The sequence below is a fragment of the Marinobacter sp. ANT_B65 genome (assembly GCF_002407605.1).
GTDB lineage: Bacteria > Pseudomonadota > Gammaproteobacteria > Pseudomonadales > Oleiphilaceae > Marinobacter.
Map to the genome: position 1 here is coordinate 149,201 of NZ_NXGV01000005.1, position 25,771 is coordinate 174,971.

Consider the following 25,771-nt stretch of genomic DNA (forward strand, 5'->3'; position numbering starts at 1 on the left):
CAATGCATCAGCCCCGTGACGACGATGGCAGCCGTAAGCGCATCAGTCGCGCCGAAACAGTCCCGAATGTGCGCGAGATGCTGGAAAGGCTTGTTGGGTTGCCGTCTATCAGCAGCGCATCGGCTGAGTGGGATCAGAGCAATGAGCCGGTAGTGCGAACGCTTGGGGAGTGGCTGGAAGCCTTGGGGTTTTCAGTGGAAATTCTGGCGGTGCCCGGCATGCTTGGCAAGTACAACCTGGTTGCTACTCTGGGGCGTGGTTCCGGGGGGCTTGTGCTTGCCGGCCATACAGACACTGTGCCTTTTGATGACAAGCGCTGGCAAAGTGATCCCTTTACCCTGACCGAGCGTGACAATCGCTGGTACGGCCTGGGCACCTGCGATATGAAAGGGTTTTTCCCCCTGGCGATTGAGGCTGCCAAAGCCTTTACCGCTGGCGATCTCAAGCAGCCCCTGATTATCCTTGCAACAGCGGATGAAGAAAGCTCCATGAATGGCGCCAAGGCTCTGGCGGAAGCCGGCAAGCCGAAAGCCCGTTACGCGGTTATTGGTGAGCCTACCAGCCTCAGGCCAGTGCGTATGCACAAAGGCATCATGATGGAGCGGTTAACGTTTGAGGGGCAATCTGGTCACTCTTCCGATCCGGGGTTGGGGCGCAGTGCCCTTGAGGGTATGCAGGAGGCGCTTGGCGAGCTTCTGGCCCTGCGCGAAGGCTGGCAGGAGCAGTACCGCAACCCGAATTTTGATGTGCAGGTACCCACCCTTAACCTTGGGTGCATCCACGGAGGTGACAGTCCTAACCGTATCTGTGCCCGGTGTGAGCTGCACTTTGACCTGCGACCGTTACCGGGAATGAATATGGAGAGTCTGCGTCAGACTATCCTGCATAGAATCCAGCCGGTGGCTGAGCGACGCGGATTAATTATGGAGTTTGAGCCGCTGTTCGACGGTGTTCCACCTTTTGAAACCCAGCCGGATGCGGTGCTGGTAAAGGCTTGTGAGAGGCTTACGGGCCACACCGCCCAAGCGGTCGCTTTTGCAACCGAGGCTCCCTGGTTGCAGAAGCTTGGCATGGAGACACTGGTTATGGGCCCGGGTTCAATCGACCAGGCGCACCAGCCTGATGAGTTTCTGGAGCTGTCACAATTGGAGCCCACGGTGAAAATTCTCAGGGGCCTTATCCGGCAGTTTTGCCTTTAAGTAACCGGGTACTTGCAAGAAAAGCAGATTGGAGAGCAATACTTGAAATCAAACGGCTGGCTGCATTCATTTCGCCATTCATCGCCCTACATCAATGCTCACCGTGGTCGTACGGTTGTATTGAACATTCCGGGTGATGCAGTCGAACATGAAAACTTCATCAACATCATCCATGATATTGCACTGCTGAGCAGTCTTGGGGTGCGTCTGGTTGTTGCTTTTGGTGCGCGCCCGCAAATCCAGAAGCGCCTGGATGATGCGGGCCTGAAGTCGTCATTCTCACGCAGTCTGCGTATTACTCCCGAGAACCACCTGCCCCTGGTTATGGAGGCGACCGGTGGTTTGAGGGCGCATCTTGAAAGCCAGTTGTCCATGGGGCTGGTTAATTCACCTATGCACAATGCCCGCATTCGGGTGAGCAGCGGCAACTATGTAACGGCCAGACCGGTTGGAGTGCTGGACGGAATCGATTTTGGCTACACTGGCAAGGTGCGGCGTGTTGATGTTTCCGGTATCGAGAAGCTTCTGGAGCAAGGACACATTGTTTTGCTGCCTCCTATGGGTTATTCACCGACCGGGGATACCTTTAATCTGTCGTACGAAGACGTTGGTAGCCAGGTGGCCGCAGCTCTGCGGGCAGAAAAACTAATCGTATTCATTGATGATCAGGGGCTGCTTGAACAGGATGGGTCCCTGATCCGTGAGCTTTCAGCAAGGCAGGCACCGGAGCGTCTGGCTGATGGAACCATAACGGGGCACGACGCAGATCTTCTTCGGGCAGCCAGCGATGCCTGCGTCAAGGGTGTCAAACGGGCTCATATCATCAGTTACGTTAGTGATGGCGCGCTGCTGGAAGAACTTTTTACCCGGGATGGTACAGGTACGCTGGTCAGTGGTGATCATTACGAACAGGTTCGCCAGGCACGTGCTGAGGACATCGGCGGCATACTTGGATTGATAGAACCGCTGGAAGAGCAGGGTATTCTGGTGCGTCGATCCCGGGAAATGCTGGAGACTGATATTGAACACTTTGTTGTCGCGGAACGTGACGGCACCATTGTAGGTTGCGCTGCTCTGCATAATTATCCGGATGAGGGCGCAGGTGAGCTTTCTTGTTTTGCTGTGGATTCTGCGTATCGCCGCGCCGGTCGTGGCGACGAAATTCTTTTGATGGTCGAAAAGCATGCCCGTAGCCAGGGAGTCCAGAAGCTGTTCGTGCTCACCACACAAACAGAGCACTGGTTTCGCGAGCGGGGGTTTCAGCCCAGCACGGTTCAGGCTTTGCCCGGGCCCAAGCTCGCATCTTACAATACCCAGCGTAATTCAAAGGTTTTCTTCAAGCCGCTTTGACGGGTTGTGCCAGCACGCCGCTGGAGCCGGTCAGAGCTGTTATGAGTAGTAAGGTTGTGCATACCTGGCTAAGCTGTTTTGCAGATTACGACAGTTAAGATTGCACTGGTTAGTGTGCCCGGAACTGGCCACTATAGTACACTTATAATTGCGGTTATAAGGACCGACATTTTTCCCATAACAACATGTGGTTTTTGCCACTGTTTTCAGAGACATCAGCCGAACATCTGTCTCTTTCCGGCTTTGCCCAATATCAGGTAGTTCATGGATCCGAAAGAACGTCGCAGCAGCCCTCGCAAACCCATCAAACTTGCTGCCCAGATTGTTCTGGGTACTGGTGAGACTTTACCGTGTCAGGTTGCAGATTTTTGCCCTGAAGGCTTGTTTGTCCGTTATTCCGGCGAGACATCCCTTAAGCTTGAGCGGGTTTTTGCTTCAGGTACGCCACCTGAGCTGATCGTGCGTTTTCGGGACCCGGATGGAAAGCGCCGGCATGAGCTCCATGTCAGCATTGTCCGTCGCATTGATGGCGCTATGGGCGTTAATTTCACACGTACCAACCCGGAAGCCGTTGCGGCAATGCTGCAACAGTGTGGCGGTTCCAATACTCAGGACCGTGCATCATTGCGTGCCCCGAGTGAGCGGGTACAGTTTGTCCTGCATCAGTCTGCACGTGCGCTTATACAGCATATCGAACCGCTCATGGACGCTTGTTTCGTGCAAATGGGAACGGCGCTGCGAGATGCTGCCCACGAGGCCAAGAGCGACCAGCAGGCAAATGAGCTGATGGATTTTTCGGGCCAGGTTCAGACCCGGCAACGGGTAATATGGCATCAGATAGCGCGCAATCTGGAATCCCCCCTCAAGCCTTCCCCCAAAGGCTTTCCCGGTTCAGAACTTTCGATGGTGGACAAGGGTGAGTTTGAAGACTGGCTGACAATCCGGGTTATGGTTACCAAGGCTGACACCCTGTACCGCAAAGATCTGTTGCAGTTGAAGCTTCGCCTGGACAAGCTTGGTATCGCTAACGCGACCGGGCACCATAACCCTCTGGGTCCGTCACTTGTATGCGAGTCGTTTCATTCAGGGTTGAGCCAGCTCAAGGCCTCCAGGGAAGTTGAAAAGATCTGCCTGAAGGTGTTTGAACAGTCTGTACTGCTTCATCTGGGGCCGCTATACCAAGAACTGAACAATATCCTGATCCGTCATGGCGTGTTACCCGAGCTGGATCTTAGCAAGTATCTCAGTGAGCACACCGCTGGAAGCTCCCTGAACAAAACGGTTCCGGCTCAGAAGCCAGAAGCCGGAAAGCCCAGTGAGCCTGTCCAGGCCATGTCAAAACCGGCAACCGCTGCGCCAGTGCACCGGGATTCTTCAGGTGCCGGTGCGGTGCCGTCGAAGCCCGCGCCTGTAGGTCGCGATACCGGGCCTGGGAAAACACGCCTGGGTAGTGAGTTCAGGAGCTATGCTCAGGCAGCGCAAACAGCGTTTGCAACCGTGCGGAATCTGCTTGGTACTCTTGCTGCCAGTCGGGCAGTTCGCGGTGAGGCTGAGCCAGAGCCTTTCCCTGTCAACGCAGTGCCGATGTCTTCGGGTGAGTTGCAGCGCGAGCTTCAGCAGCTTCAGACTGAACCCGTTGTCAGTACCACTAATGTTATCCCACTGCGTGAGAGGGTGGTGGGGAAAGTCCGCGAGAGTGGTGCAAAAAAACTGGATGTTGAGCAGCAGAGTACACTTGATGTTGTTGACCGTTTCTTTAACTCGGTTACTGAAAGCCCCAAGCTGAGTGAATATGCCCAGAGACGGATGCGGCAGCTTGAAGTGCCGGTTCTCAAAGTTGTCATGCGTGACCCGGCCTTTTTTGATGACAAAAACAGCCCTGTCAGGGGGGTGATGAACCGACTGGCCCAGCTTGGTATCAAGGGTGGCCGGCTCAACCCGGTCGTTCAGCGCCGTGTCGATGAGCTTATCCAGCGTATTACCTCGGAATTTGAGCAGGATGTAGGGGTGTTTGAGCAGACGGTTCAGGAACTCGACGATCTGATTGATCGCCAGAACCTGGTTTACCGTCGGAATGTTGAACGGGTAACCGCTGCAGCGGAGGGCGCCCAGAAAGTTTCAGAGTCCAAGACTGCGGTTGCAGATGTGCTCAACCGGAAACTTGCGGGACGAAAGGTACCAAAAGCAGTGCTAAGCCTGCTTGAGGGTGGCTGGCAGGATTTGTTGTCGCTGACCTGGATCCGTCAGGGACCGGACAGCCAGGTCTGGCAGGACTATCTCTCGGTTGTTGATTCATTGCTGGTGTTTGCAGAGGACCCTGCCAGCACAGTGAACCTGCCAGAGTTGCTCCGGGTTATACAGGACGGCCTGGCGTCGATTTCAAGCAACCATATGCCGTCAGCCCAGATACGTGATGAGTTGAAGCAGTTTCTGGTGCGCAGTTCGGATAAACCACCGGAAATGGTGGAGGTGCCGCTGCCAGCGACTGACAAGGATATCAAGCAGTCCCTGTCAGAACGCGAACAGCGTAGTCTTCAGCGTTGGATGAACCGGGCTCAGAAGCTTCGGACTGGTGATTGGCTGCGGGATCAGGAAAAGCCCGACGAGCCGCAGTATATCCGTCTTGTCTGGGTGGCCCGAGGGTTCAGCCGGTTTGTTTTTGTGAATCATCAGGGTATGCGGGTTGTAGAGCTTGATCTGGAAGCCCTGGCTCGCCATATGCGCAAAGGCGTAATTGTGCCTGACGGTCAGTACGAACGGCCACTGGTGGATGAAAGCATCGACCGCATGGTGCGTAAGGTCTATGACCAGTTGTCTTGGGCTTCTACCCATGACGAGCTGACCGGCCTCCTCGGTCGCCGTGAGTTTGAACGGACGCTTGATCAGCAACTGGCCCGGCGGGAAGACGAGCGCTCGCTGTTACGGCTGGATTTACGCAACTTCCGTCTTTTGAACGATACTGCGGGCTATCAGGCCGGAGATGACACGCTGAAAAATGTCGCCGACATGCTGCGCAAGCATGTGGGCGGCGGAATGCCCCTGGCCCGGCTTGCGGGAAATGAATTTGGCATGCTGGTGCCGGCTGAGAACGCAGGCGATGTAGCTCGCGATCTGATTGCAACTATAGAGGGCACAGAGTTTGTCCATGGTAGCAGTAGCTATAGTTTGTCCGCCAGTGTAGGTATGGTGCCAGAGCTGCCAGGCCTGGTCAGTGCTGAGCGCTGGCTGAGAGCGTCCGAACAGGCATTGAGTGCGTCCAGACAGAAAGGGCATGGAAAAGTCGCAGAATATACGCTGGGTGCGGATGATCAGGCACGTCAGGAACAGATTGCGGCCAAGGTAGCGAGCCTTGGTGATCTGGATGAAGAGCGGATGCTGCTGCGTTGTCAGAAGATTATCCCCTTGCACAGCCGCACTAACATGGCAGCTCAGTATGAAGTCCTGATCAGTATGTACGACGATGCAGGTGCCTTGATTACTGGCCGTGACTTTGTACGTATGGCTGAACGCTATGACCGCATGCAAGCCGTTGATCGCTGGGTTGTCGGCCATATGCTGGACTGGTTGCGGGTGCAGGCGCCGGATCCTCGTGATCTTGGTGGGGTGTGTATTAACCTGTCCGGTTACTCACTGAATGACCAGTCGTTGCTTGAATACATTTATGAAAAATTAAGCGATAACGACGCGCCCATTGAGCGCCTGTGGTTTGAAGTAACCGAAGCCTCTGCCATTAATGACATGGAAGCAGTAGCGGACTTTATCCTCGAGATGAAAGAGCTGGGGTGCAGATTCTGTCTTGGAAACGTCGGTAGCGGCCCCAATTCCTTTGAGTTCATGCGCTCACTTCCGGTTGATCTGATCAAGATAGACAGTGCTTTTACCAGCCAGCTCAATACCAGCGAAACCGATCGTGCAATGGTGCAGTCCATGGTGGATATGGCGCACTATATGGATCGGGAAGTGATTGCTGGCCAGGTTGAGTCACGCGATGTTCTGGATACGTTGAGGCAGTTGGGCGTGGATTACGCTCAGGGTTTTGTGATCGAAAAACCCCGTTCGCTCGACAGTCTTAACTGATTTTCCCCGAACCTCCTCTAACCCACGGCGCGCTCCAGCTATGTCAAAACGTCACCCGATTATTGCTGTGACCGGTTCGTCCGGCGCAGGTACCAGCACTACCGGTCATATATTCCGGCGTATGTTTGCTGGTGAGGGTCTGGTTGCCGCTATGGTCAGTGGTGACAGTTTTCACCGCTATAACCGGGAACAGATGGCGCGACTTGCAGCTAAAGGCCAGTTTGGTGAGCGCAATCACTTTGCCCTGGCCGCTAATCATATCGATAAGCTGGAGGCGCTGTTTTATGACTACAGCCATACCGGCAACGGGCGTTATCGTCAGTATGTTCATGATGAAGACCGGGCCTTGCAGACAGAGGGGCACAAACCTGGCACGTTCACGGCCTGGGGCTCGCTACAGCCGGACACTGATCTTCTGTTCTATGAAGGACTGCACGGGGCGGTGGTGAGTGAGGCGTTCAATATTGCCCAGTATGTGGACTTGCTTATTGGTGTGGTGCCCATTGTTAACCTTGAGTGGATCCAGAAGATTCACCGGGACACTCATCAGCGTGGCTACAGCGAGGAAGCAGTAGTCGCAACAATCATTAACCGGATGGACGATTACGTTCACGATATAGTCCCGCAGTTTTCACATACTCACATTAACTTCCAGCGTATCCCGCTGGTGGATACTTCCAATCCGTTTGTTGTCCGGGATGTTCCCACGGAAGATGAGAGCATGCTGGTGATCCGTTTCCGGGATGCCGCCGAGGTTGATTTCTCTTATCTCTTGCAGGCTATACAGAACAGCACGCTTTCCCGGCACGACACTCTGGTTATTCCGGGCACAAAAATGGCGCTGGCCATGGACCTGATTGTAAGGCCCATGGTGCAGCGCCTGATTGCCCAGAAATCTTTTGCCTGATGCCTTCAGATTTCCAGTACTGCCCTTACTATTCGACGTTACGGGAGTAGAAAATCTCCAGCATTTCCCGGCGCAGGCGATCTTCGATGGATTGCGCTACCTGCGGATCCAGGTCGCTGGCGTTTACTCCGAACACATAGTTATCCAGGTTGAAATCCTTAAGCATCATCTTGGTATGGAAAAGATTTTCCTGGTAAACATTCACATCGATCATCTGATAGGCATTCTGTGTATCTTCGGTCAGATAGTTCTGAATCGAGTTGATATTGTGATCGATGTAGTGCTTGGTTCCGTCCACATCACGGGTAAATCCGCGAATACGATAGTCGACGGTAACCACGTCGGAATCGAAGCTGTGAATCAGATAGTTCAGTACCTTCAGGGGCGAGATCAGACCACAGGTTGAGACATCTATGTCGGCCCGGAAGGTGCTGATGCCTTCGTGAGGATGGCTCTCTGGGTAGGTGTGCACGGTAACGTGGCTTTTGTCCAGGTGGGCTACGATGGTGTCTGGAAACGGCCCGGGGGATTCTTCGTTATCAGGCTCTTTGCCGCCGCTCAATTCGTGCTCAGCGATCAGCATAGTGACTGATGCACCATGAGGCTCATAGTCCTGGCGGGCGATGTTGAGAATGTTTGCGCCGATGATTTTGACGACGTCGGTCAGGATCTGGGTCAGACGCTCTGCATTGTACATCTCGTCAATGTAATCAATATAGGCTTCGCGTTGCTCTTCAGTCTGCGCGTAACAGATGTCGTAGATGTTGAAGCTCAGGGATTTGGTCAGGTTGTTGAAACCGTGCAACTGGAGTTTTGGTTCCATGCTCAGCCCCTCCGGATAATGGAGATGAATGACGGCAGGGCACGCAATACATGCTCTGCATAGGCCGCCACCGACTACTGACCAGGTTGTTCACCTTTTGCGCAGACCGGCGGAGAAAGGGCGGTATTATGCACGCCCCATCCGCTATTGAATAGTGTTGTGAGTACAGCTTATTCCACGTTGTGTATTTCGTGGCTGTGGGTGATTTCTACGCCTGCCTGTTCAAGCATGATTGAGGCGGAGCAATACTTCTCGGCTGACAGGCTTACGGCACGCTTTACCTGATTTTCCTTGAGGTTGCGGCCGGTCACCACAAAATGAAGATGGATCTTTGTAAACACCGAAGGTATGGCGTCCGCCCGCTCTGCTTCCAGTTCGGCATGGCAGGCTGTGACATCCTGCCGGCTTTTTTTCAGGATGCTCATAACATCAAATGATGAACAGCCCCCAAGGCCCATCAGCAGCATTTCCATGGGGCGGGGCCCCAGGTTTTCGCCGCCATGATCGGGGGGGCCGTCCAGTTGCACTGAGTGTCCGGTGCCACTGGTGGCCCGGAAGCTGGCGTTGCCTGTCCAGTCGACGGTTGCTTTCATGAAAGGTGATCTCCTGTTGAACAGGGGCGGGCGTTGGCTGGCCCCGGGATATACGGTTTAGGCGAGATGCTAGCACAACCCGGGTATACTGACAGTTGACTGTGCTCGTTCAGGATACATCTTGTTTCCTGTTTCCAGTTGCCCGAAGCATGCCTTCTTGCTATAAGTCACTAGGATTTGTACAAAAAAATGAGCCCGCAGGGAAAGCCGGGTGAATAACAAACATCGGAACCCGCCAGTATTTGAGGAGGCACGACTCGCATTATGGCTACTATCGTCAAGCCGGTTGAGCAGAAGACCAAACATCTCGATTATTTTCTTTCGCAGTGTCATCGTCGCCGGTATCCGGCCAAGAGCACCATTATTTACGCAGGTGACAAAAGCGACTCCCTCTTTTACATCGTCAAGGGTTCCGTCACGGTTATCATCGAAGACGATGATGGCCGTGAGATGATCATGGCTTACCTCAATGCAGGGGATTTCTTCGGCGAGATGGGGCTGTTCGACAATATGGATTCCCGCAGCGCCTGGGTGAAGGCTAAAACCGAATGTGAGGTTGCGGAGATAAGCTACCCGAAATTCCGGGAAATAGCCCAGCAGGATCTCGGGGTACTCTACTTTATCGGCGAACAGATGGCCTCACGGTTGCGCCAGACGACACGTAAAGTCGGCGACCTGGCTTTTCTGGACGTCACCGGGCGGGTTGCCCGTACCTTGCTGGACTTGTGCAAGGAGCCAGACGCCATGACTCACCCTGATGGTATGCAGATAAAGATTACCCGTCAGGAAATCGGCCGTATTGTGGGTTGTTCCCGGGAAATGGTAGGCAGGGTCCTGAAGACTCTCGAAGATCAGGGGCTGGTCAGAGTGAAAGGCAAAACCATGGTGGTGTTCGGTACCCGATGAGTCAATGTGGAGTTCCTGCATCAGAAGCTCCGTCAGTCAACAATTGCTACAGACTTTACCTGCATCCACAGCCGCTGCCCGGGCGCAAGAGCCAGGGTATGTACGGCTCGCGAGGTCAGGCGTGAGAGAAAGGGCGTTTGCCCAGCGAGCAGGCGTACCATGGAGATACCCGGACATACATCTGAAGCGACTTCGTCTACGATGGCGGGCAGCAGATTCTGAATACTCTGATCGGTTTGTTTGCTCCTGGCCAGGCTGATGTCCCTTGCCAGCACCTGCAAGCGGATGCTTTTCCCGATTTCCATGCCTTCAGCCCGCACCCAGAGGTGTCCCCCCGTGAAATCTGCGCGGCACAGGTGCCAGCGATCGTCACGTTCTGATATGCGGGCGTCGAGAATAACCCCCGCATCTTCCTCAAGCCCGAAAGGCTGGTCTGTACGCGCCATGATCTGTTGCAGAGGGCCTTCGGCAACCACCTGCCCTTTACCCATTATCACAATATGGTCTGCCAGCCTGGCGACTTCTGCTGTTGAGTGGGAAACATAGAGTATAGGAATGGCCAGGTTGTCCCGCAGAGCTTCCAGATAGGGCATGATTTCCTGCTTGCTGGTCTGGTCGAGGGCGGACAGAGGCTCGTCCATCAGGAGCAGTCTGGGGCTGGTCAGCAGTGCCCGGGCGATAGCCACACGCTGACGTTCACCGCCAGAGAGCTTATCGGGCATACGCTCAAGCAGCCGGGAAAGGCCGAGCCATTCTGTGGCCTGGTCGAAGGAAATCTGACGATCACTTTGCGGTATGCGCCGGTACCCGTACATCAGGTTGCGCTTTACTGAAAGGTGAGGGAACAGGCCGGTTTCCTGAAATACATAGGCTAAAGGCCGCTGGTGAACCGGACGGCTGCCCGTCTCGCTCTGCCATTCAACTCCATTTACACACATAGCGCCTGTCGCCACCTGCAAGCCGGCCATACAGCGAAGCAGTGTTGTTTTGCCGCAACCGGAATGCCCAAATAGCGCGGTGAGCCCGCTACCCGGCAAGTCCAGATCGACATCCAGTGTAAATGTTCCGAAGTTGCAGCAGAAACGTGCCTGTATTCCTGAAGCCGTCATTATTTCACCAGCCCTGGCTGCAGCCGGCCATTGAGTGAATACAGTACTACGAGCACCACAAAGGAAAACACAACCATTCCAGCTGCCAGCCAGTGGGCCTGGGCGTATTCCAGAGACTCTACGTGGTCGTATATAGCCACAGAGAGCACTTTGGTTTCACCGGGGATGTTGCCTCCGATCATTAATACTACGCCAAACTCGCCGATGGTATGGGCAAATGTGAGAACGCCGGCGGTAAGAAAACCGGGGCGGGCCAGAGGAAGAACAATGGAGAAAAAGCGATCCCGGGGTGAAGCGCGGAGGGTGGATGCTACCTCAAGAAGTTGCTGGTTAATGGATCCGAATGCGTTTTGCAGAGGCTGAACAGTAAAGGGTAGTGAATAGATGACCGATGCAATCACAAGCCCCTCGAAGGTGAATGGCAGCAAACCCAGGCCCAGCTGCTCGGTGAGCTGGCCGACCATGCCCTTGGGACCCATGAGCACCAGAAGATAAAAGCCGAGAACTGTAGGCGGCAATACCAGGGGTAAAGCAACGATTGCTGCAACAGGTTGCCTTACCCAATGGTTGCTGCGGGCCAGCCACCAGGCGACAGGCGTGCCCACCACGAGGAGCACTGCGGTGGTAAGGCCTGCAAGTTTCAGGGTCAGCCATACTGGCTCCCAGTATATGTCCATGTTATCTGCCGGTTACTGTTCAGTGTTCGGTTTCATAGCCCGAATTTTCGATGATGCTTCTGGCTATGTCACTGCGCAGGAATCTCAGCCATTGGCGCGCTGCATCATTATTCTCGCTGCGGCTCAGAAGGATAGCCTGCTGGTTAATAGGGGCATAGTGGCTTTGCGGAATCATCCATAGTGAGCCGTCTTCTTTACCCCAGCCGCGTACTTGTGAGAGGGCTACAAAACCTGCCTGGGCATTGGCGGTGGCCACAAACTGAAAAGTCTGGGCAATGGAGTCGCCACGAACAAGGCGATCCTGCAATGGCTCCCAGAGGTATAACGAGGAGAGTACCTCCCTGGCGGCCAGGCCATAAGGTGCCGTTTTCGGGTTCGCAATAGCCAGCCGGGAAAAATCGCCAGATTCCAGCCAGGCCCTGGGGTCGTCAAACGTTCCAGGTACAGGGCTCCATAGCACCAGCTTTCCTTTTGCATAGTTGAAACGGGTTCCTGCTACGCCCAGGCCATTCTTCTCAAGAAGCTCGGGGCGGCGGCTGTCGGCTGCAAGAAATACGTCGAATGGAGCGCCATTTTCTATTTGGGCATAGAGCTTCCCGGTGGATCCATAGCTTGCCACAGCTTCCAGCCCGGTAGCCCTGCCAAAGGCTGCAACAAGGTCACGGTTGGTGTCGGTAAAGTTGGCGGCTACGGCGATACGGACATCAGCTGCGTGCGCGAAACTGTTGAATGTCAGTAGCAGACAGAGCCATAGGCACAGGCGCACCCCTTCATGAGCGCTTTTTATGAGCAGTGACATGGGCTGATTTCCTTATATCCGGTTGTATATAACGGTAAGGATGGTATCTCTGCCAGCGGCTGGACACAAGCGTAACCTGTTTGCCGACAGGTTTCAGGCTGCGCTTGTGTCGTCCAGCATGGCCGCGAGTTCAGTGAGTTCGGGGCATTCTGCTACTGCTTTTTCATACTGCCGGTAGAGAGCCAGCACTTTCACTCCTTCGGCAGAGAGTTCGGCACCCCCGCCTTGAGAGCCTCCAGTGCTGGTTAGTACCAGTGGCTGGCGGAAACATGAATTCATGGTATCTACCAGTAGCCAGGCTCTCCGGTAACTCATCTTCATGGCCCGGGCGGCGGCGGAGATTGAGCGGTATTGCCCGATAAGCTCAAGCAGCTGGGCTTTTCCGGGCCCGAGAGCGATGGTATTGCCGGATTTCAGTCTCAGCCTGGGAATCAGGCGGGGCTCAGGTATCGGGTTCATTCTGAATGTCTTCCTCTTGTCTTCCCCGGTTCAGGTTCCGAAGTGGCCAGGGGCCTGCAGGCTGCTTTCCATATGTACAGAAGCAACGGGCACCACAGGACTAACGATAATCCTCGTAAATCTTACTGAGCACCTGTAGCTGCGGTTGCCACTGGTCAAGCCAGGTTTGTATATCCTTTGGTACACGTGCCGGTTTTGGCCAGGGTACCGGGTAAGCCTCTGGCTGAAACAGCGGTGCAAAAAGTGCAGCAGCTGTGAGATCGGCACGGGAAAAGGAATCACCTGCCAGGAATGGCCGCCGGCTGTAGGTTTCTGCCAGTTCCGTGAGCAGCTTCTCCATAACCAGCCGTGACTGCTCGGCAGTTCTATCATTGATTTTCATCCACTTTCGCATAACTTCATTCACCCGGCTGAATGCCAGGCTTAGCAGGATGCGGTTGTAGAATGGCGTGCCTGCAGCCAGTAATGGCACCACAATTTTTGGCCGTTGCAGGAAATGATGATACGAATAGCAGCGAACGGCAGGGCCAGCCTCGTTATCGAGACGCTTTTCCCATTCTGTTGCCAGCGCTTTTGAAGTCTCGTCCGTGGGCATGAGTGGTTTGCCGGGAAAGGTCCGGTCGAGGTAATCGAGTATGTCAGATGAACCCTGAATTACCTCTCCATCATGTTCCAGAACCGGTACTGAGGCTCCTGCACCACGGGTTAGCTTCTGTACGGTTTTAAGATGCTGCCCCGGAAGCAGGTTTGTTGTTTCATAATTGAGATCCTTGTAATCCAGTGCCCAGCGGATTTTCTCGCAGTAATGGGATATGGCGAACTGGTAAAGCCTGATAGCCATGAGGTGCCTCCTGAGTTATGGGCTTCAGCATAGCTTTGCGCCGGGGAGATAAAAAGCCGGACGGGCGCATGGATTGTCCATTTTCAGGGGATCAGGCCTGAGGAATTGGTTTTCAGGCAGGCAGGTCATTAAAATGCTGGTTTTTATTCACGATACAATCACAGGGCATCGCTATGCACATGCAAGGGTATTTGATGGCATCCGCTGTCGCAGTGAGCGGACTTTTTATCTCCGCGTGTGCCACAGGACCGGATATTTCAGCGGTCTCTGGTGAGTATCAGTGTGGTCAGCTGGGCATCACGGTTGCCAGTGCGGGTGACAGAGATATCCTGAGGGTTGATTATCAGGGCGAACGCCTGCTGCTGGAGTCGAAGGTAAGCGCTTCCGGAGCGCTTTTCGTGGCTCCGGGTGGTGAAAATACCAGTTTCTGGAGCAAGGGCGAGCGGGCAACGTTTACCGTAAAAGGGCAGGCTTATCCGGAGTGCTTGCAGGCAGGTGCGTTGGAAATGCCGTTCCAGGCTGCGGGCAATGAGCCTTTCTGGCACATACAGCTGGACGATGGAGAACTGCTGTTTTACCGCCCTTTCGAATCCGGAGAGCCGGAGATTGTAGCCCTCGACACCATTGTTGCTAACCGCCATGGCCGTGAATTCCACGGTGAGCTGGACGGGCAGGAACTGACGCTGAAGGTGGACCGTCAGTTATGTGAAGATACCATGTCTGGCTCGCAGTTCCCGGCTCAGGTCCGGCTTGAATTGAATGGCGAGGTATATAAAGGTTGTGGTGGCGACCCTTACCGGTTGTTTCGTGGCACAGAGTGGGTTGTTGAAGACCTTGCAGGTGCCGGCATTATTGACAGCTCCCGCATGACTATCGAGTTTTTCGGAGAGAACCGTATGGCTGGGCTGGCATCCTGCAATCGATATGGTGGCCAGTACGAGATAAGAGGTGAAGGTGCGGGCTTCAGCCATCTGTTCTCAACGAGAATGGCGTGTGCCCCCGCTCTGATGGATCAGGAGCAGCGCTTTCTGGAGCTGATGGCGAAGGTGCAGCATGCAGCGATTGGCCGTCATGGGGAGTTGTTGCTGACAACCTCCTCTGGCGGGAAAATCACCGCCTTTCAGTCAACGGAAAACAAGGGGCATCAATAAGGATTCACTGCTTTGCTGGATTGTCCGAAAGCTGGTGAAGACTGCTCCGGCTTGCGGACAGGAAAGCTGAACGCCAAAGCCGGAGAGGGTCTGATATTGGGGTAGTCAGCCCGTGAGGTTATTTCCCGCCGTGGAAGCGTCCGTCGGAACCAGTGCCCGCGTCAGGTTTTTCATGCTCAGACTACCTACCATCTCACCGTTTCTGACAACTCTGAAGACCATATCTGTATCTCCCCCGGAGCGGGAGAGAACCGCTTCGAGGTTATCTTTCTCCGAAATGTCGCCATCATAGTCTGCATCGTTATCAACGTGCTTCTCCATGATGGAGCGCACACGAATCACCCGTGCCCGGTTTATATCACTGATAAAATCGATAATATAAGGGTCATTGGGGTTGAGCAGGATTTCCTGAGGATCGCCCTGCTGAATTACTTCACCATCCTTGAGAATGACCAGATGGTCCGACAGTTTGAGGGCTTCGTCCAGGTCGTGGGTGATGAATACTATGGTTTTCTTGAGCTCTGCCTGTAGCTCCAGCAACAGATCCTGCATGTCTGAGCGGATGAGTGGGTCCAGTGCTGAGAAAGCCTCGTCCATCAGCATGATGGGAGAGTTGGATACCAATGCGCGGGCTATACCAACTCGCTGCTGCATGCCTCCTGATAGCTGATGGGGGTATTGGTTCTCGTTACCCTCAAGTCCTACACGGGCCAGCCACTTTACCGCTTCGCTTTCAAAGTCGGCGACCGTATAACCGCGAATGTTAAGAGCCATGCCAGAGTTTTCAAGCACGGTTTTATGCGGCAGTAACGCAAACTTCTGGAACACCATGGACATCTGTTCCCGCCGGAGCTGACGCAACTGCTCTTCGTTCAGGCTCAGAACGTCTGTGTCATCAAGCCGGATTTCACCAGCCGTGGGTTCAATCAGGCGGTTGAGATGGCGGATCAGTGTTGACTTGCCGGACCCTGAAAGGCCCATGATCACGGTGATTTCGCCATCGCGGATGTCCACGTTGATATCTCTGAGCCCCAGAACATGGTTTTGCTGATCCAGAAGATCCGCCTTGTTCATGCCACGCTTCACATATTCCAGTGCCACATCCGGCGTCGGCCCGAAGATCTTGTAGAGGTGTTTGATGGAAATCTTGATATCGTTTGCCACGTTATGTCCTCACTGCTTATGGGTGGCATTGATGCGTGCCAGAGAAGCCTTGGTCACCCGGTCCAGAATAACCGCCAGGATGACTATGCCGAGGCCGGCAACCAGGCCAACGCCAAGCTCCAGATTCCGTATGCCGCGGAGTACCAGAACGCCGAGGCCAGGTGCTGATACCAGAGATGCAATAACAACCATGGCCAGACTCATCATGATGGTCTGGTTCACGCCAGCCATGATATTGGGCAAAGCAAGCGGGATCTGAACCTTGAACAGTTTCTGTCGGGGGGTCATGCCGAAGGCGTCAGCGGCTTCGATCACGTCCTTGTCCACCAGGCGTATGCCCAGGTTGGTCAGGCGTACGACAGGTACGATGGCGTAAAGGATAATTGCGATGCCATAGAGTTTGGATTCCGTAACACTGAACAGAAAAATCAGCGGAATCAGATACACAAAAGGCGGCAGCGTCTGAAGCATATCGAGGACAGGAATTGTCATCCTCTGAATGGTGTCGCTCCTGGACATGGCAATGCCAATAGGTACTCCAAGCAGAACACAGAGGAAGGCGCAGACGAAAATGATGGCAAGCGTCTGCATGGCGTATTCGTAGTAATCAATGAATGCCAGCAGACAAATGCTGCTTGCAACAAGAAGAACCAGTTTCCAGGATTTGGTTACCAGAAAAACCACGGCCAGCATGACCGGAATAACGATCCACCAGGGCGTATTGAGCATGCCATAGAGCGCCCCGTCCAGAAACCAGCTGAGTGGCTGAGTGATTGGGTCGAGTACCAGGCTCATATTGTCTTTTATGGCAAGGAAACCCTGCTCCAGACCTTTTGTGAGCTCTCGCGACTGCGGGAATGCAGCGCAGGATTCGTTAAGCGTATCCATGGATGGAAAAGGAAGGTCCCACAGAGATTCCGGCTCTGTGTTTTTGCCCTTGGTTTTGGCGAGCAGATCAGCCATCGACATAGGGCCATCTGATTTACCTTCCGAGCACCAGTCTTTTAACCCCAGTGTCGAAAACAGGGAATCGTAGGTTGCCATTTGCGTTCAGCCTCTCATGTGCATAGGTGACCATGCACTACAGAAATCAGTTGCTATTACTACCAGGCGTGCCCGGGGCAGACGCTGCGCCCGGGCAAAGGCGGGTCAATCAGTTTTCAAGAAGGGCTGAGAGTTTCTTCCTTGCGTCTTCGTTCAGCCAGTCTGACCATTCATCACGATTGTTGCTCAGGAAATAGACTGCAGCTTCTTCGCCGGATGCATTACTGGAATCCATCCATGCCAACAGCGCGCTCATGGTTTCCGTTTTGAACGTCATTTTTCGGAGCATCTCGGTTACTTCCGGTTCGCGATCTTTGAAATCGGCGGTAACGGAGGTAAGAACTGTTGCCGCCGGGAACTCTGATACACCGGGATTATCTGCGTCAGCAGTCTGGTTTTTCTGGTGAACCTGCGGTTTGTACTCGCCCAGTTCCACTCGAGTCATATCATATTTTCCGAGAGGTACGGTCGGGCCCCAGTAATAACCAAACCAGGGTTCTTCGCTCTGGACGGCAGACGCCATTGAAGAGGCCAGAGTCTCACCGGAGCCGTGGTTGAAAACTTTGATACCGGATGCTTCGAGGTCCAGAGCGCGGACCAGGTTGTCGCTGACAACCCTGCATCCCCATCCGTCCGGGCAGTTGTTGAAACGTGCGCCAACCAGTTCGGGGTTGGCCATTACACCTTCGATAGTCTTCAGCTCTGGATGTTCTTTGACCAGATAGGTGGGGATCCACCAGCCTTCCACGCCGCCGGGGTCCAGTACCTTGCCGAGCCGTTCAATTTTGCCTTCTTCCTCAAGACGCAGATAGGCTTCGCCGGCCGAGTTCAGCCAGAGTTCGGTAACAATATCCGGCTCGCCGTTTTCGGCAACAGACGTTACCGCAGGAACAGTATCGGAAGGCACAACTGATACGTCGCAGCCATAGCCTTGTTCCATGATGAATTTGGCAACGTTGGTGACCACTGTATTGGAAGCCCAGTTCATTTCAGTGATTGATACTTCACCGCAGTTGGCTTGGGCCATGGCTGGCACTGAGAGCGCACATAGTAGTGCGGCAGACGTTAGCTTTCGCATAGTCACTTCTCCATATTAGGGTTGGTAAATTTTGTTGGAGTAATGTGCTGTCGTTTTTCTGAAACCGGTTGTTTGGTTGTCAGTTGGGTAATTAATGGTTTTATTGCAGGTTGAAAGTAACCGGAAAAGGTTCTTTGCAAAGCGGTTTTCGGGCAACACGGGGAATAGGGCAAAACGACTCATCTCGGTTACTACGTAACTACAAGCATAAGGATCCTGAGCCCAGTTACAAGGTTTTAACGAAAATGCATCATTTCTCCAGATGTATCAGGGGCATAGGCGTCGGGTCTGATCAGTTGCTTGACGCAACCCTTTTTTCGGGTCAGTCTTTCGCTTGTTTTTTGTGTTGAATGACCCCCTATTTGTCCGGAACGGAGCTTATAACAATGAAAATTTATGAAACCAAAACCGCCCCGAATCCTCGCCGCGTACGCATGTTCATGGCAGAGAAAGGACTTCTCGATAAAGCAGAATTCATCGAGATTGATCTGCAGAAAGGCGAGAACCTTACGCCGGAATACGTGGCACGCAACCCGATGAAAAAAGTTCCGGTTATGGAGCTGGATGACGGAAGTTGTATCTCGGAAACCATGGCAATTTGCCGGTACTTTGAAGAGAGTTATCCGGAGGCACCGACTCTTCTCGGCGATACACCGTTTGAAAAAGCACTGATTGAGCAGTGGGTCAGGTGGGTAGAGTTTTACCTGTTTTCCCCTACAGGTATGTGCTTCCAACATACCAGCGGCTATTTCAAGGACAGAATGAACCCCATAAAAGAATGGGGCGAGGAGTGTGGGCAAAACGTCAGCAAGTTTATGGCATTTCTCAATGATCACCTTGCCGGCAAGGAATTCATTTGCTGTGACCGGCTCACCGCTGCCGACGTCAATGCCTTTACAACAGTAGCTTTCGCCCGTGTTGTGAATATTCGCATTCTGCCTGAGCAGACTCACCTTCAGGCCTGGTATGACCGCATGAAGGCTCGTCCGTCCGCTCAGGCCTGAACCCCCTGCGTGAATGAGTGGTAGCTGAAATCAGAGTGCGCCGGCGGGCATGAGCTCGCCGGCCAGGCACAGGCGCAGCTTTTCGTGCAGGGGCCGGGTGTCAGCCGCTATAATCATCAGCCAGTACGAAGCCTGGTGTAGTAAGCTCTCTGATTCAGCGTGTAGTCAAAGGAAGCGGTATGGAACGAACATCTCTCGCGTGTGCTCTGGATACAATCGACAAGGCAAATCGCGCAGACCCCAATCATGAGGTTGTGGCGGGCGAATCCATGCCCAGAGAGCATGCCTACAGTCTGCATATGACTCGCTGGCTGTTTGAACTGGAACCTTCACCCTCGGAGCGAATGCAGATTGCCTGTCGTGCTCAGCATATTGAACGTTGGAAAATGCCCCGGAGTGATTACCCTGAGGGCAGGAAATCCTATTACGAGTGGCGTCAGGCATGTGGGCGTATGCATGGTCGAAGAGCTGCAGAGATTATGGAGAGTTGCGGCTACCCGGAGACCGAATGTGAGCGGGTTGAGGTGATTCTGACCAAGCGGGAGTTGCGTAAAGACGCCGATACCCAGCTTCTCGAAGACGTTGCCTGTATGGTATTTCTGGAAAAATATTTCGCCAGGTTTTATGCAGATAACGCTGAATACGAACGGGAAAAGTGGCTGAGGATTGTTCGCCGCACCTGGGGTAAAATGTCGCCCCGGGCTCATGAACGGGCTCTGGCGTTATCATCGAAGCTTCCTGAACACTTGCAACTGCTGATGCAGGAAGCCCTGGCGGATCCTGCCTGATCCGCCCCGGTTCTGAGGCTATACTGCTTATCCTGGGAAAAACAGTTCCTGCAGTTTCGCGCCGGGGTTGGCGGCGCGCATGAAGGATTCACCGACCAGAAACCCATAGATGCCGCGGCCGGTCATGGCTTCCACGTCGGCTCGGGTCATTATGCCGCTCTCGGTGATTGCCATGCGATCCTTGCCTATGCGCTGATGCAGGTCGAACGTGGTCTCCAGCGAAACGTCGAAGCTGTGCAGGTCACGGTTGTTGATGCCGACGAGCGGTGTGGTCAGCGTCAGGGCATCATCCATTTCTTCGCTGTTGTGTACTTCTACCAGTACGTCCATTCCGGTTTCGTGTGCTATGCCCTCAAGTTCCTGCATCTGGTCTTTGGTGAGGCAGGCTGCGATCAGGAGTATGCAGTCGGCACCGATGGTGCGGGCTTCGTACACCTGATAGGGCGCGACCATGAAATCTTTGCGGATCACCGGCAGGCTGCAGGCATTGCGGGCAGCGATCAGATAGTCTTCGTGGCCCTGAAAGAAATCGTGATCCGTGAGCACGGACAGGCAGGCTGCGCCTCCCTGCTCGTAGCTTTCAGCGATTTCGGCTGGTTCAAACGGCTCGCGAAGTACACCTTTGCTCGGTGAGGCTTTCTTGATTTCGGCAATGACTGCTGGTGTGCCGGCTTCGATGCGCTGGCGCAGGGCGTTGGCGAACCCTCGTGTTTCGGGCTGGTCGCCGGCGCGGGCTTTGAGATCCTCAAGGCTTGCACTGCGTTTGCGGACCTCGATTTCTTCCCGTTTCCGGTCGATGATTTTCCGCAGGATGGTTGGCGTTCTGTCGCTGTGTCTGCTCATTTCAGTTTTCCGGGCTTAAAAACAATGGGAGAAATCAGCCAGTTCAGCCAGTTTGCCAGCAGCCAGGCCAGAGCCCATGGCATCAAGCGCCATTTCCACGCCCGATTTCACAGTTGGTGCCAGGCCGGCGATGTAGATAGCTGCGCCGGCGTTGAGAGCGATCAGATCCCGGGCTTTTTCGGCCATGTCATCGTGACCGCGCCCGAAGGCGGCTTTGATCAGGTTGAGAGAGTCTTCGGCGTTATTTACCGACAGGCCCACAAGGCTCTGGCTTTTAATGCCCAGGTCTTCCGGGGTTATGTCGTATTCGGTGATCTCACCGTTTTTCAGTTCAGCTACATGAGTGGTGCTGGCCAGGCTGATTTCGTCGAGACCATCTTTGGACGCTACCACCATGATGTGTTCAGAGCCGAGCTTCTGCAGTACTTCGGCCATAGGGCGGCACAGGGCTTTGCTGAATACGCCCAGTAGCTGGCGTTTGACACCGGCCGGGTTGGTCATGGGGCCGAGGATGTTGAACAGGGTGCGGCAACCCATTTCCTTGCGCGGGCCTACGGCGTGCTTCATTGCACCGTGATGAGCCGGGGCAAACATGAAGCCGACGCCAATCTGCTCTACGCAGCGGGCAACCTGTTCCGGCGTCAGGTTGAGGTTGATGCCGGCCTGCTCAATCAGGTCGGCGCTGCCGCTTTTGGAAGAAACGGCACGGTTCCCGTGTTTGGCTACAAATCCACCAGCCGCCGCAACCACAAAAGCCGAGGCTGAGGATACGTTGAACAGGTTGGAGCCATCGCCGCCAGTGCCTACGATGTCTACCAAAGGCTCTGCTTTGATATTCACGCCGGTTACCAGTTCGCGCATGACTTCCACAGCGCCGGTGATTTCATCGACGGTTTCGCTTTTGGTGCGCAGGCCCATAAGCAGGGCGCCAATCTGGGCGTCCGTGGCTTCGCCGCTCATCACGATACGCATCACTTGCTTCATTTCGTCCCGGGACATGTCGAGGTTGTCGGCCACCCGGTTCAGTGCGTCTTTCATGTTCATTGGATTTGCCTTTTTACTGGGTTCGCAGAAAGTTACGCAGCAGTTCGTGACCCTGTTCGCTCATGATCGATTCCGGGTGGAACTGGACCCCTTCTATGGCCAGGGTCTTGTGGCGTACGCCCATGATTTCTTCTACGCTGCCGTCGCTGTTACGGGTCCAGGCTGTCATTTCCAGGCATTCCGGCAGGCTGGCCTGTTCGATTGCCAGACTGTGATAGCGGGTGGCTTGCAATGGGTTGTTGAGGCCACGGAATACCCCTGTGTCGTTGTGAAAAACCTGAGAGACTTTCCCGTGCATGACGCGCCCTGCGCGGATGATGCTACCGCCAAACACCTGGCCTATGGCCTGATGACCCAGGCAAATGCCGAGTATGGGTATCCTGCCGGCAAAATGACGGATGGCTTCCATGGATACCCCGGCCTCATTCGGTGTGCAGGGGCCAGGGGAGATCACCAGTCTTTCGGGGTTCAGGGCTTCGATTTCTTCCACTGTGATTTCATCATTGCGGTGTACCCGCACATCAGCGCCCAGCTCCGCGAGATATTGCACCACGTTGTAGGTGAAGGAGTCGTAGTTGTCGATCATTAATAGCATGATGTTTCCCTCGCCTTAGTGGTCAAAGTCGTTGTAGGTCATGGCCACGGCGCGGAAAATTGCGCGCCCCTTGTTCATGGTTTCTTCCCATTCAAGGCGAGGGACCGAATCGGCGACGATGCCGGCACCGGCTTGTATGTGCAAAGTCTTGTCCTTGATTACAGCGGTGCGGATAGCAATGGCTGTATCCATATTGCCATTGAACGACAGGTAGCCGACAGCGCCGCCATAGACACCACGTTTTACCGGCTCCAGTTCGTCAATGATTTCCATGGCACGGGTCTTGGGGGCGCCACTCAGAGTGCCTGCCGGCAGGGTGGCCTTGAGCACGTCGAGACAGCTGGTGCCGTCTTTTACCCGGCCGGTCACGTTGGACACTATGTGCATCACGTGGGAGTAACGCTCTACAACCATTTTTTCCGTCAGTCTCACGGTTCCGGTTTCCGACACACGACCAGCGTCGTTGCGGCCAAGATCAATCAGCATCAGGTGCTCAGCGATCTCTTTCGGGTCGGCCAGCAGTTCGGCTTCCAGTGCCCTGTCTTCAGCATCGGTGGCGCCGCGTTTACGGGTGCCGGCGATGGGGCGAACGGTCACTTCGCGATCTTCCATGCGCGCGAGGATTTCCGGCGACGAACCTACAATGTGGAAATCGTCCAGGTCCAGGAAGTACATGTATGGCGAAGGGTTAAGTACCCTGAGAGACCGGTACAGGTTCAGGGGGGGCGCTTCAAACGGGATCGACATGCGCTGCGATATGACGGTCTGCATTACGTCGCCGTCCAGCACGTAGTCTTTGATTTTGTTGACCGTGGCCTCGAACTTTTCCTGGCTGAAGCCGGAAACAAACTCGCTTTCATCCACAGTTTTACCACGCAGGTGCGCAGGTGTTTCCGGGGTGCTGGCGGTTTGCCGGTGAAGCTTCTGCTCTAACTCGTCGAGCCTTGACTGGGCTCGTTCATAACCACCTTCGTCGGCTGGATCTACATGCACGATCAGGTGCAGTTTGCCGCGCAGATTGTCGAATACCACCAGTTCGCTGGATACCATCAATAGTATGTCGGGTGTGCCAATGCGATCAGGGGGGCAGCTGGCTGCGAGGCGCTTCTCGATATAGCGCACGGTGTCATAGCCGAAGTAGCCCACCAGACCACCGTTGAAGCGCGGGAGTTCCTCCAGGTCAGGGGCGTTGAAGCGTTCCTGATAGCGGGCAACAAAGTCCAGTGGGTCGTCCACTTCTGCACTCTCAAGCAGCTCGCCCTCGCGCCCCATGAGTTCACTGTGCCGGCGAATCTCTATGTGGTGGTCATAGACCTTCAGGACTTCCTGACTCGGCAGTCCTATGATGGAATAACGGCCCCATTTTTCACCACCCTGTACAGATTCAAACAGGTAGGAGTATGGGCCGCTGGCGAGCTTGAGATAGGTGCTTAAGGGGGTGTCCATGTCCGCAAGTACTTCACGGTACACGGGGATACGATTAAAGCCAGCCTGTGCGAGCTTGCGGAATTGTTCGGAGGTCATGGTCGGGTTTCCTGAAATCTGATCTGCGTTCGAGCAGGCCTGTGGCTATACTGCCGGCCTGTCGGGTGGAGGCGTCAAACGGGCAACCGCTCGCTATCCGCCGGGCTGAGTGTTTTCAGCCGGTACGCCATCGCCACCATCGTGTTGCGCGGGTTGTCAGGATGCCACGCGTTGCAGTCAGTTTCAGTCCCTGCACGGCAGGAATCTCCCGAATTGAAAAAAATGAATGTCCAAGACCTGAGAGGTTACAAAAGCTCGCTCAGGGAATCAACCACGGCGTCTGCACCCAGTGTCTGTACTGAACGACCAAAGTTGTAGCCATAGGTAACAGCAACGCAGGGAATGCCGGCGGACCGGGCGGCACTGACGTCTGCTGCCGAATCACCGATCATTACAGTGGTTCCTCTGCTGCCCTGAAGGGTATCCATGGCGTAGAGCAGTTGGGCCGGGTCGGGTTTTTTTGTGCTCAGCGTATCGCCACCGACCACCAGTGCGAAATAGTGTTCCAGCCCCAGTTGCTTCAACAGAGGGGCCACAAACTGTTCTGGTTTATTGGTCACGACAGCCATACGGCAGCCTCGCCCGCTCAGTGTTTCGAGGCAGATTTCAACACCGGGATAGACCGCAGCGTGCTGGCCGTTCGATCGTCGGTAATTGTTGAAAAATAATGTCATCGCATCATTGAACAGAGCGTCGTCTGCTGCGCTTGCCGGTTCCCAGTCGACCTTCCCAGCCAGTGCGCGCCGCATCAGAATGGGAGAGCCATGGCCCACCCATTGCCGTACCTGCTCAATACCTGCCGGTTTACGCCCAAGCTGTTCCAGAGTGCAATCAACCGCCGCTGCCAGGTCCGGAGCGCTGTCTACCAGGGTGCCATCGAGATCAAACAGGGCGACCCCTGGCCAGCGGTCGTTAAACAGGCCGGCCAGGCTCATTGACCACCCAGTGCCGTGCGAGCCTGTTCCAGTTCCTGGCGCATGGCATCGATAGTGGCCTTGTAATCTTCTGTGTTGAAAATAGCTGATCCAGCTACAAAGGTGTCCGCTCCGGCTTCTGCGATTTCACGGATGTTATCGGTTTTTACGCCGCCATCAATTTCAAGGCGAATGTTGTAGTTGCTGGCATCAATACGTTTTCGGGCTTCCCGCAGCTTGTCCAGTGTGCCTGGAATGAACTTCTGGCCACCAAAACCCGGATTTACTGACATCATCAGAACCATATCGAGCTTGTCCATCACGTGATCCATGTGGTGCAGGGGGGTAGCCGGGTTGAACACCAGACCTGCTTTGCAGCCGCCCTCGCGAATCAGTTGCAGGGAACGGTCGATATGTTGGGACGCCTCCGGATGGAAGGTGATGTAACTGGCACCGGCATCAATAAACATGCGGATCAGGTCGTCTACCGGCGATACCATCAGGTGTACGTCTATGGGAGCGGTAACTCCATGCTTGCGCAGTGCTTCGCAAACCATCGGCCCGATAGTCAGGTTGGGCACGTAGTGGTTGTCCATAACGTCGAAATGCACTACGTCTGCGCCTGCACTCAGCACGTTGTCCACTTCTTCACCCAGACGGGCAAAATCGGCAGACAGAATAGATGGGGCAATCAGGTAAGGGTTCATGAAGGCTCTCTTGCAACGGCGTTCAATTATTTTTCACGGTTCATCGTTTGATTATGACAGGCTCAGCGTTTACTGCCAGACGGTAGGCTAGTTTAGCAGCTTGCAACGGTTTTTGGCTTATTCACCGCGAATAAAGAGTCAGGTTCTGTGCCTGGAGTCAAAGCTGCTGTCGCGG

Annotated in this window: 24 protein-coding genes; 8 read left to right on the top strand and 16 right to left on the bottom strand. The window is 54.5% G+C overall.

The window, feature by feature from the left end:
* Positions 1-2 precede the first annotated feature (2 nt).
* From argE to CPA50_RS18105, 4 genes are all read left to right on the top strand, one after another.
* Positions 3-1,199 carry an acetylornithine deacetylase gene (argE, locus tag CPA50_RS18090; protein ID WP_096783943.1) on the top strand — a complete coding sequence of 399 codons (1,197 nt, stop codon included), beginning with the start codon at positions 3-5 and terminating at the stop codon, positions 1,197-1,199.
* 42 nt (positions 1,200-1,241) lie between these two features.
* On the top strand, positions 1,242-2,549 hold the full coding sequence (argA, locus tag CPA50_RS18095; protein WP_096784012.1) for an amino-acid N-acetyltransferase: 1,308 nt from the start codon (positions 1,242-1,244) through the stop codon (positions 2,547-2,549).
* 264 nt (positions 2,550-2,813) lie between these two features.
* Positions 2,814-6,626, top strand: coding sequence for a DUF1631 family protein (locus tag CPA50_RS18100; protein WP_096783944.1), 3,813 nt, complete (start codon positions 2,814-2,816; stop codon positions 6,624-6,626).
* Between the two features lie 40 nt (positions 6,627-6,666).
* Positions 6,667-7,533 carry a phosphoribulokinase gene (locus CPA50_RS18105; protein WP_096783945.1) on the top strand — a complete coding sequence of 289 codons (867 nt, stop codon included), beginning with the start codon at positions 6,667-6,669 and terminating at the stop codon, positions 7,531-7,533.
* A 28-nt stretch (positions 7,534-7,561) separates the two neighbouring features.
* On the opposite strand, the gene speD is transcribed toward CPA50_RS18105, so the two are convergent.
* Entirely contained in the window at positions 7,562-8,356 is a 795-nt protein-coding gene (gene speD / locus CPA50_RS18110; protein ID WP_096783946.1) for an adenosylmethionine decarboxylase, read from the bottom strand.
* 170 nt (positions 8,357-8,526) lie between these two features.
* Complete coding sequence (locus tag CPA50_RS18115) at positions 8,527-8,949, bottom strand: OsmC family protein (protein WP_096783947.1); 423 nt, start codon at positions 8,947-8,949, stop codon at positions 8,527-8,529.
* A gap of 264 nt (positions 8,950-9,213) precedes the next feature.
* Between CPA50_RS18115 and crp the strand changes: the two genes are divergently transcribed.
* Entirely contained in the window at positions 9,214-9,855 is a 642-nt protein-coding gene (gene crp, locus CPA50_RS18120; protein ID WP_096783948.1) for a cAMP-activated global transcriptional regulator CRP, read from the top strand.
* Positions 9,856-9,887: 32 nt separating this feature from the next.
* On the opposite strand, the gene modC is transcribed toward crp, so the two are convergent.
* The 5 genes from modC to CPA50_RS18145 form a co-directional block, all read right to left on the bottom strand.
* A complete protein-coding gene (gene modC, locus CPA50_RS18125) occupies positions 9,888-10,964 on the bottom strand; it encodes a molybdenum ABC transporter ATP-binding protein (RefSeq protein ID WP_096783949.1) in 1,077 nt (358 codons plus the stop codon).
* Positions 10,964-11,641, bottom strand: coding sequence for a molybdate ABC transporter permease subunit (modB, locus tag CPA50_RS18130; protein ID WP_096783950.1), 678 nt, complete (start codon positions 11,639-11,641; stop codon positions 10,964-10,966). Before modB ends, modC begins: the two co-directional genes overlap by 1 nt.
* Positions 11,642-11,660: 19 nt before the next feature.
* Entirely contained in the window at positions 11,661-12,440 is a 780-nt protein-coding gene (gene modA, locus CPA50_RS18135; protein ID WP_096783951.1) for a molybdate ABC transporter substrate-binding protein, read from the bottom strand.
* A 93-nt stretch (positions 12,441-12,533) separates the two neighbouring features.
* A complete protein-coding gene (locus tag CPA50_RS18140) occupies positions 12,534-12,899 on the bottom strand; it encodes a winged helix-turn-helix domain-containing protein (RefSeq protein ID WP_096783952.1) in 366 nt (121 codons plus the stop codon).
* Positions 12,900-12,999: 100 nt separating this feature from the next.
* A complete protein-coding gene (locus CPA50_RS18145; protein ID WP_096783953.1) occupies positions 13,000-13,740 on the bottom strand; it encodes a glutathione S-transferase family protein in 741 nt (246 codons plus the stop codon).
* A 194-nt stretch (positions 13,741-13,934) separates the two neighbouring features.
* Here CPA50_RS18145 and CPA50_RS18150 point away from each other — a divergent pair, with 194 nt between their 5' ends.
* Positions 13,935-14,891, top strand: a complete 957-nt coding sequence (locus CPA50_RS18150) for an META domain-containing protein (protein WP_096783954.1) — start codon at positions 13,935-13,937, stop codon at positions 14,889-14,891.
* Positions 14,892-14,996: 105 nt separating this feature from the next.
* On the opposite strand, the gene CPA50_RS18155 is transcribed toward CPA50_RS18150, so the two are convergent.
* The 3 genes from CPA50_RS18155 to CPA50_RS18165 all read right to left on the bottom strand — a co-directional run bounded on the left by CPA50_RS18155 (position 14,997) and on the right by CPA50_RS18165 (position 18,177).
* A complete protein-coding gene (locus tag CPA50_RS18155; RefSeq protein ID WP_096783955.1) occupies positions 14,997-16,055 on the bottom strand; it encodes a quaternary amine ABC transporter ATP-binding protein in 1,059 nt (352 codons plus the stop codon).
* A 9-nt stretch (positions 16,056-16,064) separates the two neighbouring features.
* On the bottom strand, positions 16,065-17,099 hold the full coding sequence (locus CPA50_RS18160) for an ABC transporter permease (protein WP_096783956.1): 1,035 nt from the start codon (positions 17,097-17,099) through the stop codon (positions 16,065-16,067).
* 109 nt (positions 17,100-17,208) lie between these two features.
* The gene (locus CPA50_RS18165; protein ID WP_096783957.1) at positions 17,209-18,177 is read right to left on the bottom strand and encodes an ABC transporter substrate-binding protein; all 969 of its coding nucleotides are present in this window, start codon (positions 18,175-18,177) and stop codon (positions 17,209-17,211) included.
* Between the two features lie 386 nt (positions 18,178-18,563).
* Between CPA50_RS18165 and CPA50_RS18170 the strand changes: the two genes are divergently transcribed.
* Together CPA50_RS18170 and CPA50_RS18175 are read left to right on the top strand one after the other, a co-directional pair.
* Positions 18,564-19,181 (top strand): glutathione S-transferase family protein, encoded by a 618-nt coding sequence (locus tag CPA50_RS18170; protein WP_096783958.1) that lies wholly within the window; start codon positions 18,564-18,566, stop codon positions 19,179-19,181.
* A 179-nt stretch (positions 19,182-19,360) separates the two neighbouring features.
* Positions 19,361-19,969, top strand: a complete 609-nt coding sequence (locus tag CPA50_RS18175) for a DUF4202 domain-containing protein (RefSeq protein ID WP_096783959.1) — start codon at positions 19,361-19,363, stop codon at positions 19,967-19,969.
* A 27-nt stretch (positions 19,970-19,996) separates the two neighbouring features.
* Here the strand turns inward: CPA50_RS18175 and trpC are convergent, their stop codons facing one another.
* The 6 genes from trpC to rpe all read right to left on the bottom strand — a co-directional run bounded on the left by trpC (position 19,997) and on the right by rpe (position 25,596).
* Positions 19,997-20,812, bottom strand: coding sequence for an indole-3-glycerol phosphate synthase TrpC (trpC, locus tag CPA50_RS18180; protein WP_096783960.1), 816 nt, complete (start codon positions 20,810-20,812; stop codon positions 19,997-19,999).
* Between the two features lie 15 nt (positions 20,813-20,827).
* On the bottom strand, positions 20,828-21,856 hold the full coding sequence (gene trpD, locus CPA50_RS18185) for an anthranilate phosphoribosyltransferase (RefSeq protein ID WP_096783961.1): 1,029 nt from the start codon (positions 21,854-21,856) through the stop codon (positions 20,828-20,830).
* A 13-nt stretch (positions 21,857-21,869) separates the two neighbouring features.
* Complete coding sequence (locus CPA50_RS18190) at positions 21,870-22,451, bottom strand: anthranilate synthase component II (RefSeq protein WP_096783962.1); 582 nt, start codon at positions 22,449-22,451, stop codon at positions 21,870-21,872.
* 15 nt (positions 22,452-22,466) lie between these two features.
* The gene (trpE, locus tag CPA50_RS18195; RefSeq protein ID WP_096783963.1) at positions 22,467-23,975 is read right to left on the bottom strand and encodes an anthranilate synthase component I; all 1,509 of its coding nucleotides are present in this window, start codon (positions 23,973-23,975) and stop codon (positions 22,467-22,469) included.
* A 245-nt stretch (positions 23,976-24,220) separates the two neighbouring features.
* On the bottom strand, positions 24,221-24,910 hold the full coding sequence (locus CPA50_RS18200; RefSeq protein ID WP_096783964.1) for a phosphoglycolate phosphatase: 690 nt from the start codon (positions 24,908-24,910) through the stop codon (positions 24,221-24,223).
* A complete protein-coding gene (gene rpe / locus CPA50_RS18205; RefSeq protein ID WP_096783965.1) occupies positions 24,907-25,596 on the bottom strand; it encodes a ribulose-phosphate 3-epimerase in 690 nt (229 codons plus the stop codon). The genes CPA50_RS18200 and rpe overlap by 4 nt, the downstream gene beginning before the upstream one ends.
* Positions 25,597-25,771: the final 175 nt, after the last annotated feature.